Source organism: Clostridiales bacterium (assembly GCA_025757645.1).
In the GTDB taxonomy this organism is placed as follows: domain Bacteria; phylum Bacillota; class Clostridia; order Oscillospirales; family Oscillospiraceae; genus CAG-103.
Genome location: CP107216.1, coordinates 928,301 through 946,932 on the forward strand (window position 1 = coordinate 928,301; position 18,632 = coordinate 946,932).

Here is an 18,632-nt window from a genome sequence, read left to right on the forward strand (position 1 = left end):
CATATTCGTCAAATCATCACCACTTAGACGCAAAAAGCCGGATGTCTGTGACATCCGGCTTTTTCTGCCTTGTATCAGTCCTGCAGCAGGGACGCGGCGGCCGTGCCGATGGCGGAAGCGTTCGGTACGGGCTTGCACACGCAGTAGCGCTGGTGCTTCTGCACGAGAAATGCCTCGAGCTCTTCGCTGACGGCCGGGCGCAGGAGCGTCGAGTAGCGAAACAGCGACCCGTCCACGGCCACGACCATCGGGCGGTAGCGGTTTTTCGCGCCGTCGGTCAGAAAGACGATGGCCGCGATGTTTGCGACGATCGCTTTCGCCGCGCGGCCGAACACGCTCTGAATGACCATGGCGGCGGTCTTGCGGTCGGCATCCGCCGCATCGCTCAGCGCTGCGATGGCGCCGCAGTCCGGGTCTGCGCCGAAGGCGTCCGCGTCGGCGGCGGTCAGCACGTCGAGCGCGCGGAGCTTGTCCGCCGTCTCGGGCGCGAACAGCCCGTCTTTTGCCGCGGCGATGAGGGCCAGGCGGCTGAGCTTGCCGAGGTAGCGGCCGCTCGTCATCTTCTCGAACCGGTACGCGCCCGGTGCGGCCGAGGCCGCGTCGAGCGCCTTGTCAAACGCGCTCTGCGGCACGTCGGTGAACGAGCCGGACTCGAGGTTGACGAGCATCTCGCCGTCAGCGTCGCGGCCGAGCTTTTCGATCGCGCGCACCGGCAGCAGGCAGCATGTGTTCGTGCCCGTGCCGTTGACGAGCCCGGCAAAACCGTTGGCGTAGTTGTTGGCGATGGTGGTCGAGCCGCTCAGGTACGTGGCGGGGGTGTCGTTGATGACCGTGATGGGCAGCTTCGTGCAGCCGCGGCGTTCGAGCTCTTCGGCCAGGTCCGCGCCCACGAGGTGATCCTCCCACCCGGTCAGCTGCACCTCTTTGGTCATGCCGAGCACCTTTGCATCCAGCTCCGGCGTGTTCTCCGCCGGGTAGCTGAAGCAGATGCCGATCTGCGTGACCCGGTCGAGCAGCGGCTCGAGCGCGTCGGCTGCCAGCCGGATGAAGTCCATCCAGTCGGCGTCGCGCTCCGAGCCGGGCATGGGCAGCGTGCGCTCGTCCTCGAGGATCGGCTGGCCGAACTCGTAGTGCACGGTGGCGACGCGGAAGTTCGTGCCGCCGGCGTCGATGACGGCGACGCGCTTGCCCTCCGGGGCGGCGACGTGGCCATGCGGCGCGAGGTAGGCCGGCAGCATCGGCAGGCCGCCCGCCTCGCCGCGCAGGCCGCGCTGCATCGCGGCGAGCAGGGCATCGGTGAGCTCCTGCGTGTCGAGCTGGTCGGGCGCGGCGCCATACTTGCGCAGGAAGGCGAGCACGCGCGTGTCGATGTGGATCGCGGGCACGGGCTCGTCCTGCTCCGGCGCGGCGAAGGGGAACGGCGCGCGCGGCGCGGCCGGGGCCTCCGGGGCGGGGGCGGGCTTGCTTTTCTTGAAAAACGGAAGCTTCATATGTGTTCTCTCTCTTTCTTACCGAAAACCCCGCGCCGGGCCCGGCGCGGGGACGGTGATGATTCGGTTGCAGGTCAGGCGTTCGGGGCGTCGCCCTTGGCGCTCTCGACCAGGCCGGCCGCCAGCGCGGCAACGCCCTGGATCTCGGACGGGATGATGATCTTCGTCGCGCGGCCGTCCGCGGCGGCGGCAAAGGCCTCAAGACTCTTGAGCTTGATGACGGCGTCGGACGGCATGGACTCGTTGATGAGCCGGATGCCCTCGGCGGTCGCGCGCTGCACGGTCAGAATGGCCTCGGCGCGGCCCTGCGCCTCAAGGATCTGCTCCTGCTTTTTCGCGTCGGCGCGCAGGATGGCCGATTCCTTTTCGCCCTCGGCCGTGAGGATGGCGGAGCGCTTCTCGCCCTCGGCGCGCAGAATGGCCTCGCGGCGTTCGCGCTCGGCCTTCATCTGTTTTTCCATGGCGCTCTGGATCTCCTTGGGCGGGAGAATGTTCTTGAGCTCCACGCGGTTGACCTTGATGCCCCAGGGGTCGGTGGCCTCGTCGAGGATCTGGCGCATCTTGGTGTTGACGATGTCGCGGCTGGTCAGGCACTGGTCAAGCTCCAGGTCGCCGATGAGGTTGCGCAGCGTCGTGGCCGAGAGGTTCTCAATCGCAAGGATCGGCTGCTCGATGCCATAGGTGTAGAGCTTCGGGTCGGTGATCTGGTAGTAGACGACGGTGTCGATCTGCATGGTGACGTTGTCCTTCGTGATGACGGGCTGCGGCGGGAAGTCCGCGACCTGCTCTTTGAGCGACAGACGCTTGGCGACCGACTCGATGAACGGGATCTTCAGGTGCAGGCCGACGCCCCATGTGGTCTTGTAGGCGCCGAGGCGGGTGATGACGTAAGCCTGTGCCTGCGGGACGATGCGGATGTTGCGCACGAGAATGATGAGCGCGATCAGGATGATTCCGTAGAGAACGTATGGCATGGTGATTCCTCCTTATTCTTTTGCGCCCGCGGTCACGCAGGCGGGTGTGACGATGAGCTTGACGCCCTCGATGCGCAGCACGATGGCCGCAGTCCCGGCGGGGATGGGGGCATCGGTCTGCGCGCGGGCGGTCCATACTTTTCCGCCGATGGCGACGGCGCCGCGGCCGGCCAGGTTGTCGATATCCTCCGTGACGAGACATTCCTGCCCGATGAGCATATCGGCATTCGTGGGCTGGGTACGGTTGTTGATATATTTTTTCACCAGCGGGCGCGTCACGGCGAAGGCCGCGATTGACACGGCGAAAAACCACACGAGCTGCAGCCACAGCGGCGCGTGGAACATGGCGGCGATGAGCGCGGCGAGCGCGCCCACGGCAAACCAGATCGTGACCAGACCGGCGGTCAGGCCCTCGACGATCAGAAAGATCACGATCAGGCCAATCCAGATGGCCGGCATGGTGCATGGGATCCCGGCGATGACCATAGACAAAACCTCCTGTTGAGAATGCGCGGCAACTGTTTGCCATAGAAATATCATATCTTATTTACAGGATAAAAGCAAGCAAAACACCCGGAATTCCGGCACATGAAATTTCCGGGCGGTTTTCCTCTTTACTTTCCTAAATAATTAGAGTAAAATAGTATCCGAAAAATCGTGTTTCAGCATCCATATATCTGATGAGAAATAAGGAGCGCATATGAATAAACAGCATAAAAAACCGCGCTGCGATGACATGTATCGTGCCATCCTGACGCTCAAGACCGTCGATGAGTGCAAGCAGTTTTTCGATGACCTGTGCACGGTCACGGAGCTGCAGGCCATGGAGCAGCGCTATCAGGTGGCGCAGTATCTCGACGCGGGCCTGATCTACAACGACATTCTGGAAAAGACCGGCGCCTCGAGCGCGACGATCAGCCGCGTCAACCGCAGCCTGCAGTACGGCACCGGCGGGTACGAGATCGTGTTCGGCCGGCTCAAGGAGCAGGCGGAAAAAGCTCCGGAGGAGCAGGCGTGAGCGCTTACGGCGCCCTTGCCGCATGGTACGATGCGCTGACCCGCGATGTGGATTATGCCGCGTTCGCGGACTTTTATGAGCAGTGTTTCCAGCAGGGGCGTGGCGCGTGCCACACCCTGCTGGATTTTTGCTGCGGCACCGGCACGCTCACGCGCCTGATGGCCGCGCGCGGGTATGAGATGATCGCAACCGACGGCTCGCCCGATATGCTCATGCAGGCGCAGGCGCACAATGCCGATCTGCCCGCGGACGCGGTGCAGCCGCTGCTGCTGTGCCAGGAGGCGGCGCAGCTCGATCTCTACGGCACGGTCGACGCGGCCTACTGCTCGCTCGACGGGATCGACTACCTGCCGCCGGAGGAGCTGCCGGAGGTGCTGCACCGGCTGCACCTGTTTGTGCGTCCGGGCGGGATGCTCATTCTGGACATCCGCGATCCGGCGTCGTTCCGCGCGCTCGACGGCGGCACGTTCGTCGACGAGACGGACGATGTCCTGTGCCTCTGGCGGGCGGAGTTTGACGCGGCGGCCCAGACCATGCACTACGGCATGGATCTGTTCACGCGCGCGGGGGAACTCTGGTCGCGCGCGTCGGAGGAGCACATCGAGTATGCGCACACGCCGGAGCGGCTCGCGCAGTTGCTCACGCAGGCGGGCTTTCTGGACGTGACCGTCCGGCGCGACGGCCCGCAGGCGGATGCCGGGCGCATTTTCCTCACGGCGATGCGCAGCCTGGAATACGGCGTCTGAATTGTGCAAAAACTCCGGATGCGGCTCAATGCGGGCTGCACCCGATTCCAAGATTTCTGAGGTGAAAACAATGGATGAGATCATCCGCGCCGTCTCAAAAGACGGTTTTGTGAAAATTTCGGTCGTCACCGCGCGCGACGCGGTGCAGCGTGCCAACGCCATCCACCACTGCAGCCCGACGGCGATCGCCGCCCTCGGCCGCAGCCTGTGCGCGGCGTCGATGCTCGGCGACCTGCTCAAGGAGGAAAACGGCACGCTCACACTGCGTATCAGCGGCGGAGGAGGCCTCGGCGGCATCATCGCCGTGTCGGACAGCGAGGGCAATGTGCGCGGCATGGTCTCGAACCCCGCGTTCGACCTGCCCACGCGCCCGGACGGCAAGCTCGACGTCGGCGGCGCCGTCGGCAAGGACGGCATGTTCACCGTCAGCCGCGACATCGGCCTGCGTGAGCCGTATGTCGGCAGCACGGAGCTCGTCAGCGGCGAGATCGCGGAGGACTTGTCCGCCTATCTCGTCGAGAGCGAGCAGATCCCCGCGGCCTGCGGCCTCGGCGTGCTCGTCGATACCGACCACAGCGTCAAGGCGGCCGGCGGCTTTCTCGTGCAGCTCATGCCCGGCGCGCCGGAGGAGCTGATCACAAAGCTCGAGGACAACATTTTCATGATGGACCAGCTCACGACCATCCTCGATGAGGACGGGGCGGACGCGATTATTCCGCAGGTCATGCGCGGTCTCGAGCCCGAGACCGTCCTGCGCCACCCGATGGCCTATCGCTGCGCGTGTTCGCGTGCGCGCGTGGAGCAGGCGCTGCGCCAGTGCGGCGTGCAGGAGCTGCAGGACATGATCGCAGACGGCAAGAACACGCAGGTGCACTGCCAGTTCTGCGACGCGGAGTATGTCTTCACCCCGGCGGAGCTGCAGACGCTGCTCGATGCCGAAAACGCTGACGCCGCAGCGGATTGACTGTGTTCGGGGCGGCGCTGCCGCCCCGAAAATGTACATTTGCCGAAAAAATTACCGAAAATCCCTTGACAATTTTTTTGGCGTCTTGTATAATGAGCAAGCTGCGAAACGGGAGCATAGCTCAGCCGGGAGAGCACTTGCCTTACAAGCAAGGGGTCACAGGTTCGAGCCCTGTTGTTCCCACCAGTTTTTGAATTGCATACGCCTCTGTAGCTCAGTTGGTAGAGCAGGGGACTGAAAATCCCCGTGTCGTTGGTTCGATTCCGACCGGAGGCACCATTTTGCGGGCATAGCTCATTTGGCAGAGCGCCACCTTGCCAAGGTGGAGGTAGCGAGTTCGAATCTCGTTGCCCGCTCCATTTTTTTGGCGCCATAGCCAAGTGGTAAGGCATGGGACTGCAAATCCTTGACCCCCGGTTCAAATCCGGGTGGCGCCTCCAGAAAAAGAGACACGCGAGCGCGTGTCTCTTTTTTCGTGTCTCTTTTTCGGAGACGCCGATGGCGAAGATCGAAAACCGAGAGCGGAAGCCCAGACGTCGCGGACTGCATGTTGCTCGCGGCGATTTTTCATGCTCCGCATCCCAAAATCATTGTGCATTCATCTGCTGCACCTCCTTTCCAAACCGAGCCTGCTCCGTTGGGCTTCGATCAGCTGATTGCCGGTGTCAGCCCGGATACTGCACGGCCGCCTGCATGAAAAACTGCGCACCCGACGGTGCGCAGTTTTTAAATGTGCGGATCAGCTCAGCACTTCTGGTGCTTTTGCAGCAGCATGGGCACGCACTCGGCACCCGCAGCGCCGCCGAGGATGAGCACCGCGCCGAGCGCGTGCAGCGGCTGCACTATTCGCAGTCGGGTGTCAGCCGCATGATCGCGGATCTGGAGCAGGAGTGGGGCGTGACGCTGCTTGAGTGCGGCAAGGCGGGCGTGGTGCTCACGGGCGACGGCGCGAGGCTTTTGCCGCACGCGCGGGCGCTGTGCGCGGAGTATGCGCGCCTTTCGGCGGAGGTGGGCGCGCTGCCCGGCCGGGCGCATATTTCGGCCGCGACGCGCCAGTTCCTGCGCTATCTGGACCGGCGGAATGCGCTGGAAGTCCCCGCCGGCTGCACGGGATTTGACAATCAGGCGCGATTTGTGTATAATCACTACAAAATCTCTGATTTTTTGTGAAATCTGTCCTCCGGCTTCCGGAGACAGGGAGGAAAGCAACGTGACATACACTGTGGACGACACGATGAAGAAGCTGCTCGGCGCGCCGGAGGCGGTCGCGGTCCTCGAGCGGTTCTTCCCCAAGATCCTGAAGAATCCGGCCCTGCAGATGACCGCCGCCATGACGCTGCGCCAGGTGGCCGGGTTTGCCCAGTCGGGCCTGACGGCCGACTCGCTCGCGGAGATCGACGCGCAGCTGCGCGCGCTCCCGTCGTCCGATGCCTGAGCCATTTCCACGCGCCCCCGGTATCTTGCCGGGGGCCGTCTGCTGGATACCATTCTGAAAAGGACTGAGGTCATTCTATGGACAACACGTTACCGCCGCTCAAGCGCATTGCCGCCATCCACGATCTGTCCGGGCTCGGCAAGTGCTCGCTGACCGTGGCGCTGCCGGTCATCTCTGCCACGGGCGTGGAGTGCGCCTGCATTCCGACGGCCGTGCTCAGCACGCACACGGGCGAGTTCACCGGCTGGACGTTCCGCGATCTGTCGGATGATATGCTGTCCATCGCACACCACTGGCAGCGCATCGGCGTGCGCATCGACGGCGTGTATTCCGGCTACCTTGCTTCGCCGGAGCAGGCGCAGCTGCTCGCGCAGACGCTTGACTGCATCGCCGCGCCGGATACCCTCGTCGTGATCGACCCGGTCATGGCCGACAACGGCAGCTATTATTCCAAGATCGACGACCGGATGTGTGCAGCCTTCCGCCGCCTGCTCTCGCGCGCGGACGTCATCACGCCGAACGTTACGGAGGCAGCGCTGCTGGCTGGTCTGCCGTACGAGCCCGGCACGCACAGCGACGCCTATCTCGCGCAGCTGTTTCAGGCGCTCGGCGCGCTCGGCGCCGGCATCGTGACGGTCACGGGCGTGCGCCCGCAGCCGGACGTGATCGGCAATGTCGCCTGCGACTGCCGCACGGGGGAGATGCACGTGAGCATGCGTCCGGCGCATCCCGGCGTGTTTTACGGCACGGGCGATGTGTTCGCCTCCGCCCTCGCCGCGCTGCTCGTGCGCGGCGCTCCGCTGAGCGCCGCCCTCGAAACGGCCACCGCGCTCACGGACGAGAGCATCTGCCGCTCGCTCTGGCGCGACACGCCGCGCCGCTTCGGCGTGGACTTTGAGGGCGCGCTGCCGGCGTATATCCGCCGCGTGGAAAAGATATTTGAAGCATGAAAAAGTTACAAAATTCGACCCGACGGGATCCAATCTTGATTCCGACGGGTCGATTTTTGTTACCGTTTTTCGACGCTGTTTTGCAGGAATATGTCACCGTGTGGTACACGCGGCGAGAAAAAGACGCGCGGTTGATTTCCTGACGAAGCGTCTGATTTTTTGCAGAACCGGCGCGAAAATGCTTGCATTTCCTTGAAGTTGTGGAAAAAAGTTAAGGAAAATTGCGGGAAAAATCGTTTTCGCGGTTGACATCGTGTTTTGGATATCGTATGATACAAAAGAATCCGTAATTGTTTATGTTAACTTTGCGCCGTTACACGCAAAAATGACGAGGAAACACATTTTGTTACTGTTTTTTAACTTTTTGTGTAACCGGTTTTGATCGGGCGCGCAGAGGAATCCCGGGCGGGAGAGCCGTCCGATGAGGGGCTGGGGTATGAAGAAGTCGTTTATGGAGCGTCTGGCGGCGTTCATTGTGGACAAACGGCGGCTGTTTGTGGTGCTGTTTGCCGTGGCGTGCGTGCTGTCGATCTTCTCGGCGAGCAAGACGGACGTCAACAATGAGCTGACCGATTATCTGCCGGACTCCACGCAGACGCGCCAGGGGCTGGAGATCATGAACCGTGAGTTCATTACTTACGGGGATGCGAAGGTCATGGTGTCCAACGTGACGCTCGCGCAGGCGGAGGAGCTTGCCGAGATGCTGCGCGGTGTGGACGGCGTCAAGGACGTGGAATTTGAAAAGGACACACACCATTATAATAGTGCCTCGGCGCTCTTTGAGGTCACGTTTGACGGCGAGAAGCTCGATGAGATCAGCATTCAGGGCGTGAAGAACGTCCGCGCGGCGCTCAGCGGCTATGATACCTATATCACAACCGAGATCGGCAACCCGACCGGCGAGATCCTCGAGCATGAGATGCGCATCGTGCTCATCATCCTCATGTGCTCGATCTTCGTGGTGCTCCTGCTCACGAGCCGTACTTACGCGGAGGTCCCGGTGCTCATCATCACCTTTGGCGTGGCCGTCTGGGTCAACAAGGGCACGAACTACTGGTTCCATGAGGTCTCGTTTATCACCAACTCCATCGCGGCGGTACTGCAGCTCGGTCTCGGCATCGACTACGCGATCATCATGTGCCACCATTACACGGAGGAGCGCGAGCTTTTCGCGCCCCGTGAGGCGACCATCCGTGCGCTGACGCTGGCCATTCCGGAGATCTCGGCCTCGAGCCTGACGACGATCTCGGGCCTGCTTGCGCTCTCGTTCATGAAGATCAAGATCGGCGAGGACATGAGCCTTGTGCTCATCAAGTCGATCCTGTTTCTGATGCTGACGGTGTTTTTCCTGATGCCGGCGCTCATCATGTACATGAGCCCGTGGATCGACAAGACGCACCACCGCAAGTTCCTGCCGCGCATCGACGCGCTCGGCCGCTTTGCCATCCGCAGCCGTTATGTCGTGCCGCCGATCTTTCTGGTCATCATTGTTGCGGGCTTCCTGCTGAGCAGCAAGTGCCCGTACGTGTTCGGCTACAGCACGCTCGACACCATCAAGCAAAACGACTATAAGATCGCCGAGAAGAAGATCAACGCCACCTTCGGCGAGACGAACCAGGTCGTGCTCATCTTCCCGTTCACGGACTTTGAGAGCGAGGCGAGCCTGCTCGACGATCTCAACGAGCTCAAGGGTGTCGATCACATTCAGGCGCTCGCGGGCGAGGAGGCCAAGGACGGCTACATGGTCACCGATTCGCTCACGCCGCGCAAGTTCGCCGAGCTCACGGATATCGACATCGGCGTGTCGCGCGCGCTCTACACGGCCTACTGCACGGCAAACGATGATTATACGAAGGCCCTCGGCCAGCTCGTGGATCTGAGCAATATTGACAACTGCTCCGTGCCGCTCATCAACATGTTCAAGTTCCTGTATGAACAGCGCGACATCTACCGCTCGAAGATCGATGCTGAGACCATGAACGACCTCGAGGAGATGTATGACCGCCTCATCGACGGCGAAAAGCAGCTGCATTCCGAGCATTACTCGCGCATGATCCTCTATCTCAACCTCCCGGTCGAGAGCGAGGAGACCTACGATTACCTGACGGTCATCAAGGGCGCCGTCGGCAAATACTACGACGAGTCCTATTTCGTCGGCGAGACGGCCAAGGACAAGGACTTTTCCGACGCCTTCAGCACGGACAACACGCTCATCAGCATCCTCACGGTCGTGTTCGTCATCCTCGTGCTGCTGGTGACGTTCAAGTCGGTCGCACTGCCGCTGCTGCTCATTCTCGTGATCCAGGGCAGTGTGTGGATCAACTTCTCGTTCCCGGCGCTCCTGCACAACAACCTGTATTTCCTGGCGTATCTGATCGTCAGCGCCATCATGATGGGCGCCAACATTGACTACGCCATTGTCATCTCGAGCCGCTACCTCCGGCTCAAAGAGGAGATGCCCTATAAGGAAGCCATGATCGAGGCGCTCAACCAGGCATTCCCCACGGTCGTGACCTCCGGCACGATCCTCGCCGCAGCCGGCATGTCCATCGGCTTTTTGTCCTCGGAGAACACGGTCGCGTCCATCGGCATCTGCCTGGGCCGCGGCACGCTGATCTCGATGGTGCTGGTCATGTGCGTCCTGCCGCAGATCCTGCTGCTGGGCGATTCTCTGGTTGAAAAAACATCCTTTACGATTGGCCACCACGCCGCGCCGCAGCATCTGCAGGGGGCCATGCGTGTCAATGGACACGTGCGCGGCTATATCAACGGTTACGTCGATGCGGAGATCCACGGCCGCGTGAACGGCACGGTTAGCGCTTCGATCGATATCGGAAATGTGCAGATGGAGGAGGCTCCGGCGCAGACTGTGCCGGCGGCGGATCTGCACGGTGAGGAGGGTTCCGATGAAAAAACATAATGTGCGCCGTCTGCTTGCGCTGGTGCTCGTGGCGGCCCTGTGCCTGCTCTGCGGCGCGGCTGCCCAGCCGAACGCCACGGAGATCCACATCTACTCTGCGGACGATCTTGTGCAGCTGAGCAAAAGCTGCAAGCTCGATACATACTCGCAGGGCAAGACGGTCTATCTGGACAATGATGTGGACCTGAGTGGGTCAGACTTTGTGCCGATCCCGACCTTCGGCGGCATGTTCGAGGGGCAGGGCCACACGGTCAGCGGGCTGGAGCTCTCGGGCGATGCGTCCCATATGGGCCTGTTTCGCTATGTGCAGGCGGTCGGTACGGTCCGTGATCTGAAGATCACCGGCAACATCGACGCTGCCGGTACCCTCAACGAGATCGGCGCTGTCGTCGGCACGAACTACGGCACGATCTCCGGCTGCTCGTTCAACGGCACGATCTCCGGCGAGAACAACGTCGGCGGCATCGCGGGCACGAACGAAAGCAGCGGCATGATTTATAACTGCAAGACCGAAGGCTTTGTCGAGGGCGACCATTACGTCGGCGGCATCGTCGGGCAGAACATCGGCACGATCTCCTACTGCTCGAACACCACGGGCGTGAACATCAACGCCAGCGAGGCCGTTGACAGCGCGGAGGATCTCGACTCTCTGACGCTCCCGACCGCCTCCGACGACGAGGACGACGATGCGCCGAAGAAGGCCAACACGTCCACGGACGTCGGCGGCATCTGCGGCTTCTCGTCCGGCGTCATCATCGGCTGCACGAACTGGGGCGGCGTCGGCTTTGAGCACGTCGGTTACAACATCGGCGGCATCGTCGGCCGCCAGAGCGGCCTGGTCTCCGGCTGCACGAACTGGGGCACGGCCTCCGGCCGCAAGGACGTCGGCGGCATCTGCGGCCAGATGGAGCCGTTCATCACGCTCGATGTGGAGTCCGGTTCGATCGGTGCGATGGCCAAGGAGCTCAATACGCTCCATGATCTGATGGATACCCTGCTCAACCACACGGGCGCTGCAACGTCGTCCCTGGCCGCCACGGTCGGCGTGCTCAGCGACAGCGCGGCCCGCGCCACGGAGAGCGCGCGCTATGTGGCCGAGCGCACCACGGACTACGTGGACAACACGGTCTCGACCGTCAACGAAGTGTTCATCCGCATCAACACGGCGGAGAAAATGCTCGCTCCCGCGATCACGGAGTTTTCCACGGCGGCCGTGTCGCTCGACAAGGCGATCGACTACTTCAACAAGGGCTTTGATTATCTCGACATCGTCGATGAAATGACCGAGGCCGACAAGACGGCGTTCAAGGACGCGGCCAAGGACCTGAGCACTTCGTCCGACCAGCTCAACGCGGCCATGGACTACTGCGCCTGGCTCATGAAGGTCATGGACAACGCCTACGGCACCGGCTCTTACGACCTGATCGCCAGCCGTCCGGACAACTGGCAGCAGATGTCCGATAAGTACGGCTATGAGTACAACCCCGACAACCTCGGCACCTATGAGTCGCAGCGTGACGCCCTGCTCAAGGGCATGGGCGACGCCGCCAAGGCGATCGGCGCGATCTCCGGCGATATCTCCACGATGACAAAGATCATCAATCTGTACTACCTCACTGAGGACTCCACCGGCCACACCCGCCTGGATTACATGAGCGCCGCGTTCAAAAATGCGTTCGACGCGCTCAAAGCTTCGAGCGGCAACTTCTCGACCGGCATGAGCTACCTCGACCAGGTCACGAAATACCTTGCCAGCAACGATCCGCTGGATCTGCCCGATATCAGCAGCGATTACCGCACCGCGATGGAGCAGATGTTCGACGATCTCGGCAGCATTTCGGCCGGCCTGTCCCGCCTGAGCGTGGAGACGGCCACCTACAGCAACCAGATCGTCAGCGACATGAAGGCGGTCAACGACCAGTTCAACGTCGTCATGATGCGCCTGTGTGATATCCTCGAGCTTGCCCTGAGCAAGGACAAGAAGGACATCATTGAGGACGTCTCGGAGGAAGAGCTCTCGAGCACGACGGACGGCAAGGTCTATAACTGCGACAACTACGGCAAGGTCGACGGCGACGTCAATGTCGGCGGCGTTGCCGGCACGATGGACATCGAATACGATTTCGACCCGGAGAGCGACTCCAACGTCATCAAAGACTCCACGCTGACGGCCAAGTACTTCACCAAGTGCGTGCTGCTCGACAGCAAGAACTACGGCGACGCCACCTCGCGCAAGGACTGCGCCGGCGCAATCTGCGGCTACGCGGATCTGGGCGTCATCAGCGGCTGCGAGGGCTATGGCACGGCCGAGAGCACGGCGGGCGATTACGTCGGCGGCGTCGTCGGCCAGTCGAAGGGCTCCGTGCGCAACAGCTTTGCCAAGAGCGAGCTGACCGGCCGCAACTACATCGGCGGCGTCGCCGGTTACGGCATGAACGTCAGCGGCTGCAACACGCTCGTGAACCTCAACGGCTCCGGCAACTGTGTCGGCACCATCGCCGGCGAGATTGACCCCGACGGCAGCGCGTCCGATAACTACTTCGTCCACGAGACGGAGGCCGGCATCGACGGCATCAGCTATGCGGGCAAGGCAGAGGGCATGAGCTATGAGGCATTCATGGCGCGCGACGGCATCCCGGCGGAGTTCTCCAGCTTTGCCGTTACCTTCACGGCCAACGGCGAGGTTGTCAAGACGATCACGTTTGCCTATGGCGGCTCGATCGACGAATCTCAGATTCCCGACTGCCCGACGGTGGAGGGCAACTACGGCACGTGGCCGGAATATGACTACAGCCACCTGACCTTCGACCTCGAGGTCAAGGCAGAGTACACCGCCGTCTCGACGGTCGTGGCCGGCGACCTGTATGCCGACAACAGCCGTACGCCGATCGTGCTGGCCGAGGGCGCCTTTGACCCGGCGACGGATGTGCACATCACATCGGCCGAGGCCGACGGCCCGACGCTGCGCGGCAACCAGAAGCTGTACATGAAGTACAACGTCGAGATCCTCAACGACACGGTCGAGGACGACACGGACAACACCGTCTCCCTGCGCGTCTACGCACCGGATACCGGCGCGAGCTACACGGTCTATACCTACCAGAACGGCACGTGGGCGAGCACGTCCAGCAGCCGCGACGGCAGCTACCTCGTCTTTAAGACCATGGACCGCGACCTGCAGTTCGCCGTTGTCAAGGCGCACCACGGCCCGCTGTTCTACATCCTCATCGTGCTGATCGTGCTGGCCGTGATCGTTGCGGTGCTGCGCCTGCTGTACTACCGCAAGCTGAAAAAGGCGGTGGCAGCCGGAACGATGACCGAGGAAGAGGCCGCCACGTTGCGCAAGCGGGGCTGGCGGATGTGGCTGGCCGAGGAGCACGCGAAGCTCCAGGCCAAGCACGCCGCCTCCAAGGAGGCCAAGGAAGCCAAGCGCGCCGCCGCAGCGGAGGCGAAGGCGGCCGCCGAGGCGCAAGCCGCGGCCAAGGCCGCGGAAGAAGCGGCGGAAACTGCGTCGGCAGACAGCGCCGAGGCAGCGCAAGCTCCGGCGGAGGAAGCGGACACGGACGACGCCGACGCGCCGCAGCATCCCTGACGCGAATCATCCCTTACCCCATAAACTGCGAAAATCCCCGATTGGTCTCCAATCGGGGATTTTTGTGCGCACGCGGCGGCAAAACCGCCCCGGCCATACCGGCCGGGGCGGTCGTCAGATATCGGATCGGGTCAGCTTATGCGCGCTTCCACTTGACGCCCTGCGGGGTGTCCTCGAGCACGATGCCGGCGGCCTTGAGCTCGTCGCGGATGCGGTCAGCCTCGGCCCAGTTCTTGGCCTTGCGGGCGGCCTGACGCGCGGCAATCTTCTCCTCAATGGCCTTTGCCTCGGGGTCCTCGCTGCTGTCGGAGCCGAACGGGATGCCCAGCACGTCGCACAGCTCGAGGAAGCGGTCAAGGCACGCCTGCGCCAGCGCCTTGCTCGGGTCGGCGGCGGGGGAGACGGCGGTGTTGATCTCGCGCACCATCTCGAAGATGACGGAGATCGCGTCGGCGGTGTTGAAGTCGTCGTCCATGACGGCGTCGAACTTCTCGCGGTACTGGTCCAGCCCCTGTACGAAGGCGGCGTCCGCCTCGCTCAGCGCACCGTCGCGGCCGTTGGCGATGAAGAACTCGAGGTTGCTCTTGGCGGTGCGCAGACGCTCGAGCGCGGCCTTGGCCTGCATGAGGATCTCGCCGGAGTAGTTGAGCGGGCTGCGGTAGTGGCTCATGAGCATGAACATGCGGATGCAGTCATAACCGTAGACGGCGGCGGCCTCGCGCACGGTGAAGAAGTTGCCGAGCGACTTGCTCATCTTCTTGTTGTCGATGTTGATAAAGCCGTTGTGCAGCCAGTAGTTGACGAATTTGCAGCCGTTGGCGGCCTCGGACTGCGCGATCTCGTTCTCGTGGTGCGGGAAGGCGAGGTCGCTGCCGCCGCAGTGGATGTCGATCGTCTTGCCGAGGTAGCGGTTGGACATGGCCGAGCACTCGATGTGCCAGCCGGGGCGTCCCTTGCCCCACGGCGAGTCCCAGGACGGCTCGCCGGGCTTGGCGGCCTTCCAGAGCGCGAAGTCGAGCGGGTTCTCCTTGATGTCGTTGACGTCGATGCGCGCGCCGGACTGCAGATCCTCGATCGGCTGGTGGCTGAGCTTGCCGTAGTCCTTGAATTTCAGCGTGCGGTAGTACACGTCACCGTTGACCTCGTAGGCGTAGCCCTTGTCGATGAGCGTCGTGATGAGGTCGATGATCTGCTGGATGTTCTCGGTGGCCTTCGGGTGCACGGTCGCCTCGCGGACGCCGAGCGCATGCGCGTCGGTAAAGTACTCGGCGATGTATTTTTTGGCGACCTCCTCGCTGGAGATGCCCTCCTCGTTGGCACGCTTGATAATCTTGTCGTCCACGTCGGTGAAGTTCTGCACGAACGTTACCTCGTAGCCGCGGTACTCCAGATAGCGGCGCAGCACGTCGAACATGATGATCGGGCGCGCGTTGCCGACGTGGATGTAGTTATACACCGTCGGGCCGCAGGCGTACATACGCACTTTGCCCGGCTCGATCGGCACGAACTCTTCTTTCTGCATGGACATGGTGTTGTACAGTTTCATATTCAGGCTCCTTTGAGACGTATTTGCAATAAAAAAGCGCCCCCATGCCGTCCGGCATGAGAGGCGAAGTCCTTCGCGGTTCCACTCTCGTTTCTCGCTCGCCGCACCGTAACGCGGTGCCTTCGGGCAGGCATTTCCTCCCGCCGCGCTCCCGGACGCACGTTCCGCCCCGCCGGCCAGCACCCTCGCAGCGTCCGGGCGCCTCTCTGAGACCGGGTGATAGGCGTACTCTTTCCGTTCATCGCATCCATCATCTTAGCATATGCACCCGGCAATGTCAAGGTTGCGCGCCGCGCGCCGGTGTGGTATGCTGGAAAAAACAGCGGTCGGCGCATCATGCGCGGCTGCATAGGAGGATCGCACATGAAAAAATATCTTTCGCTCCTGCTCGCGTGCGTGCTGGCGCTGGCGCTGCTGTGCGCCTGCGGCAAAAAGGACGCGGCGGAGCAGACCCCCGCGCCGGAGACACCGCCGACGCAGACGGCCGCCACCGGCGGCGTGGACACGTCCTGCAAGCTCTATTTTCCGAACGACGCGGCTGACGACCTGAGTGCCGACACGGCGCAGATCCCGGACACGGAGCCGGCCGTCACGGTGGCGTATGCGCAGGCGATCGTCGCGCAGCTCATTGCGCATGACGCCCTGCCGAAGGACAGTGAGGTGCTCGCCATCTCGAAAGACGGCGACGCGCTCAGTCTCGACATGAATGAGGCCTTCCTTGCCGGCCTGCGCGCGAGCGGCTCGACGGGCGAGTTCCTGTATATGGGCAGCCTTGTCAACACCTTCCTCGATAACTTCAACTGCACGACCGTGCGCGTCACGGTCGAGGGGCAGCCGTTCTCCACCGGCCACACGGAGTACGACAAGCCGCTGCAGGCGTTCACGTTCTGAGCCGGCCACGGATACTGTGACATTTCGGGAAGCCGGGCGCGCGGCTGCGGCCGTCTGGAGTGGTGGTGTCTGGACTGGAACCGGCCGAGCATCGACTTTTACCGCTCCCTCGGCGCGCAGCCGATGAGCGACTGGACGGTCTACCGCATCGACGGGCAGACGCTGCAGGACATGGGCCGCAGTGAGTGACAGACAAAATGAACCCCCGGCGGGTGCAATCAGCACCCGCCGGGGGTTCTCATGTATTCAGGCGGCTTTCCGGAACACGTCGTGGTTTTTCACGAAGTACTCCACGCCGGAGTACACCGTCGTCACGACGATGACGACCCAGCACACGGTGTTGAGCCAGGGAATGTTCCACAGCAGCATCAGGCAGATGGCCACCATGGTCGAGGCGGTCTTGATCTTGCCGGACCAGGCAGCGGCGATGACGCGGCCGTTGTCCACGGCGATCAGCCGCAGGCCGGTCACGGCAAACTCGCGCGCGACCACGAGCAGCAGCGCCCATGCGGGCATCCGGTGCTGCTCGACGAACAGCAGCATGGCCGCCACGACCAGCAGCTTATCGGCCAGCGGATCCATGAACTTGCCGAAATCCGACACCTGATTGTAGTGCCGCGCGATGTAGCCGTCGGCGAAGTCGCTCAGGCTCGCAAGCACGAACACGCCGAACGCCCAGTAGGTATGCCCGGGGAAGCGCAGGTACATCAGCACCAGAAATACGGGAATCAGGATCACGCGGAAGATGGTAATTTTGTTTGCAGTCGTCATGTCAGCACCTCATTCGTGGATTTGTTCGCCGGCAAGATCGCCGTCGTCGCAGCCGGTGATGTGCACCGTGACCATGTCGCCGGGCCGGGCCGCGCCGGTGAAGTAGACCGTGCCGTCGATCTCCGGCGAGTCGGCATACGTCCGGCCGGAGCACATGCCGCTCCTGGCCCGGTGCTCGCACAAAACGGTCATGTCCCGCCCGATGCAGGCGGCGTTGTAGTCGTCCATGATGCCGGCCTGCAGCTCGAGAATGAGATCGGCGCGGCGCTGGGCCTCGTCCGGCTCGCAGCGGTCGGTCATCACGGCGGCGGGCGTCCCCTCCTCGGGGGAGAACGGGAACACGCCCACGCGCTCGAGCCGCACCTCGCGCAGCCACGTGCACAGCTCCTCAAACTCGGCCTCGCCCTCGCCGGGCAGGCCCGTGATGAGGCTCGTGCGCAGCACAAGACCCGGAATGCGCGCGCGCAGCTTCTGCAGCAGCGCGCGGATCTCGTCGCCGGTGCAGTGGCGGTTCATGCGGCGGAGAATGTCGTTGTCGATGTGCTGGATGGGGATGTCGAGATACTTGACGATCTTGTCTTCATTTGCAATGAGGTCGATGAGCTCGTCGTCGATGATCTCGGGGTAGAGGTAGTGCAGGCGGATCCAGCGGATGCCGTCGATCTTCGCCAGTTCCCGCAGCAGCAGCGCGAGACTCGGCTTTCCGTAGAGGTCCATGCCCCAGCGGGTGATGTCCTGCGCGATGACGATCAGCTCTTTCACGCCGAGGTCGGCGAGCTCCCGCGCCTCCTGCACGATGGCGTCGAGCGTGCGGCTGCGGTAGCGGCCGCGGATGGCGGGGATGGCGCAGAACGCGCACCAGTTGTCGCACCCTTCGGCGATGCGCAGGTACGCCCAGCCCGGCCCGGTCGTGACCACGCGGCCGATCTCCTCGATCGGGCCGCTCTTGTCGCCGAAGTACAGCGGCTTTCCACCGTGCATCACGTCCTCGACGGCCTGGCAGATCTGGCCGAAGCTGCCGGTGCCGAGCATGCCGTCCACTTCCGGCAGGCTCTCGAGAATGTCCTTTTCGTACCGCTGCGACAGGCAGCCGGTCACGAGAATTTTCTTCAGTCCGCCGGCCTTTTTCACCTCGGCGAGCTGCAGGATCTGGTCGATGGCCTCGCTCTTGGCGCTGTCGATAAAGCCGCAGGTGTTGACGATGGCGACGTCGCACCCGTCCACCTCGCCGACCACCTCGTGGCCGGCCTGATTGAGCAGATAGAGCATCTGCTCGCTGTTGACCTGATTTTTCGCACAGCCGAGCGAGATCAGGCAGATTCGATATGGCATGGG

General features: G+C 62.7%; 15 protein-coding genes, 4 tRNA genes and 1 pseudogene. 14 read left to right on the forward strand and 6 right to left on the reverse strand.

Annotated features, from left to right (window positions below; genetic code table 11):
- Positions 1-74 precede the first annotated feature (74 nt).
- The 3 genes from OGM61_04315 to OGM61_04325 all read right to left on the reverse strand — a co-directional run bounded on the left by OGM61_04315 (position 75) and on the right by OGM61_04325 (position 2,950).
- Positions 75-1,490 (reverse strand): hypothetical protein, encoded by a 1,416-nt coding sequence (locus tag OGM61_04315; protein UYI85306.1) that lies wholly within the window; start codon positions 1,488-1,490, stop codon positions 75-77.
- A 74-nt stretch (positions 1,491-1,564) separates the two neighbouring features.
- Positions 1,565-2,464: an SPFH/Band 7/PHB domain protein gene (locus OGM61_04320; GenBank protein ID UYI85307.1), complete on the reverse strand. Its 900-nt coding sequence runs from the start codon at positions 2,462-2,464 to the stop codon at positions 1,565-1,567.
- Positions 2,465-2,476: 12 nt separating this feature from the next.
- The gene (locus tag OGM61_04325; GenBank protein UYI85308.1) at positions 2,477-2,950 is read right to left on the reverse strand and encodes an NfeD family protein; all 474 of its coding nucleotides are present in this window, start codon (positions 2,948-2,950) and stop codon (positions 2,477-2,479) included.
- 214 nt (positions 2,951-3,164) lie between these two features.
- Here OGM61_04325 and OGM61_04330 point away from each other — a divergent pair, with 214 nt between their 5' ends.
- From OGM61_04330 to OGM61_04385, 12 genes are all read left to right on the forward strand, one after another.
- The gene (locus tag OGM61_04330) at positions 3,165-3,482 is read left to right on the forward strand and encodes a YerC/YecD family TrpR-related protein (protein UYI85309.1); all 318 of its coding nucleotides are present in this window, start codon (positions 3,165-3,167) and stop codon (positions 3,480-3,482) included.
- Entirely contained in the window at positions 3,479-4,228 is a 750-nt protein-coding gene (locus tag OGM61_04335) for a class I SAM-dependent methyltransferase (protein UYI85310.1), read from the forward strand. Before OGM61_04330 ends, OGM61_04335 begins: the two co-directional genes overlap by 4 nt.
- Positions 4,229-4,298: 70 nt before the next feature.
- Positions 4,299-5,192, forward strand: coding sequence for an Hsp33 family molecular chaperone HslO (hslO, locus tag OGM61_04340; protein UYI85311.1), 894 nt, complete (start codon positions 4,299-4,301; stop codon positions 5,190-5,192).
- Between the two features lie 110 nt (positions 5,193-5,302).
- Positions 5,303-5,378: transfer RNA gene (locus OGM61_04345), tRNA-Val, on the forward strand.
- A gap of 17 nt (positions 5,379-5,395) precedes the next feature.
- Positions 5,396-5,471 (forward strand) — tRNA-Phe (locus OGM61_04350).
- Positions 5,472-5,475: 4 nt separating this feature from the next.
- Positions 5,476-5,551, forward strand: a tRNA-Gly gene (locus OGM61_04355).
- Positions 5,552-5,558: 7 nt separating this feature from the next.
- Positions 5,559-5,632: transfer RNA gene (locus tag OGM61_04360), tRNA-Cys, on the forward strand.
- A gap of 253 nt (positions 5,633-5,885) precedes the next feature.
- Complete coding sequence (locus OGM61_04365; protein ID UYI85312.1) at positions 5,886-6,362, forward strand: LysR family transcriptional regulator; 477 nt, start codon at positions 5,886-5,888, stop codon at positions 6,360-6,362.
- Between the two features lie 40 nt (positions 6,363-6,402).
- The gene (locus OGM61_04370) at positions 6,403-6,627 is read left to right on the forward strand and encodes a hypothetical protein (protein ID UYI85313.1); all 225 of its coding nucleotides are present in this window, start codon (positions 6,403-6,405) and stop codon (positions 6,625-6,627) included.
- Between the two features lie 77 nt (positions 6,628-6,704).
- Positions 6,705-7,577 carry a pyridoxamine kinase gene (locus OGM61_04375; GenBank protein UYI85314.1) on the forward strand — a complete coding sequence of 291 codons (873 nt, stop codon included), beginning with the start codon at positions 6,705-6,707 and terminating at the stop codon, positions 7,575-7,577.
- Between the two features lie 436 nt (positions 7,578-8,013).
- Complete coding sequence (locus tag OGM61_04380) at positions 8,014-10,497, forward strand: MMPL family transporter (protein UYI85315.1); 2,484 nt, start codon at positions 8,014-8,016, stop codon at positions 10,495-10,497.
- Positions 10,484-14,089 (forward strand): hypothetical protein, encoded by a 3,606-nt coding sequence (locus OGM61_04385; protein ID UYI85316.1) that lies wholly within the window; start codon positions 10,484-10,486, stop codon positions 14,087-14,089. The genes OGM61_04380 and OGM61_04385 overlap by 14 nt, the downstream gene beginning before the upstream one ends.
- 136 nt (positions 14,090-14,225) lie before the next feature.
- On the opposite strand, the gene cysS is transcribed toward OGM61_04385, so the two are convergent.
- Positions 14,226-15,635, reverse strand: coding sequence for a cysteine--tRNA ligase (gene cysS, locus OGM61_04390; protein UYI85317.1), 1,410 nt, complete (start codon positions 15,633-15,635; stop codon positions 14,226-14,228).
- A gap of 363 nt (positions 15,636-15,998) precedes the next feature.
- Here cysS and OGM61_04395 point away from each other — a divergent pair, with 363 nt between their 5' ends.
- Together OGM61_04395 and OGM61_04400 are read left to right on the forward strand one after the other, a co-directional pair.
- A complete protein-coding gene (locus OGM61_04395; GenBank protein UYI85318.1) occupies positions 15,999-16,526 on the forward strand; it encodes a GerMN domain-containing protein in 528 nt (175 codons plus the stop codon).
- A 39-nt stretch (positions 16,527-16,565) separates the two neighbouring features.
- Positions 16,566-16,715 (forward strand): annotated as a pseudogene (locus tag OGM61_04400) (GNAT family N-acetyltransferase).
- 57 nt (positions 16,716-16,772) lie between these two features.
- On the opposite strand, the gene pgsA reads toward OGM61_04400, so the two are convergent.
- Entirely contained in the window at positions 16,773-17,297 is a 525-nt protein-coding gene (gene pgsA / locus OGM61_04405; GenBank protein ID UYI85319.1) for a CDP-diacylglycerol--glycerol-3-phosphate 3-phosphatidyltransferase, read from the reverse strand.
- Positions 17,298-17,306: 9 nt separating this feature from the next.
- Positions 17,307-18,629 (reverse strand): 30S ribosomal protein S12 methylthiotransferase RimO, encoded by a 1,323-nt coding sequence (gene rimO / locus OGM61_04410; GenBank protein ID UYI85320.1) that lies wholly within the window; start codon positions 18,627-18,629, stop codon positions 17,307-17,309.
- Positions 18,630-18,632 lie beyond the last annotated feature (3 nt).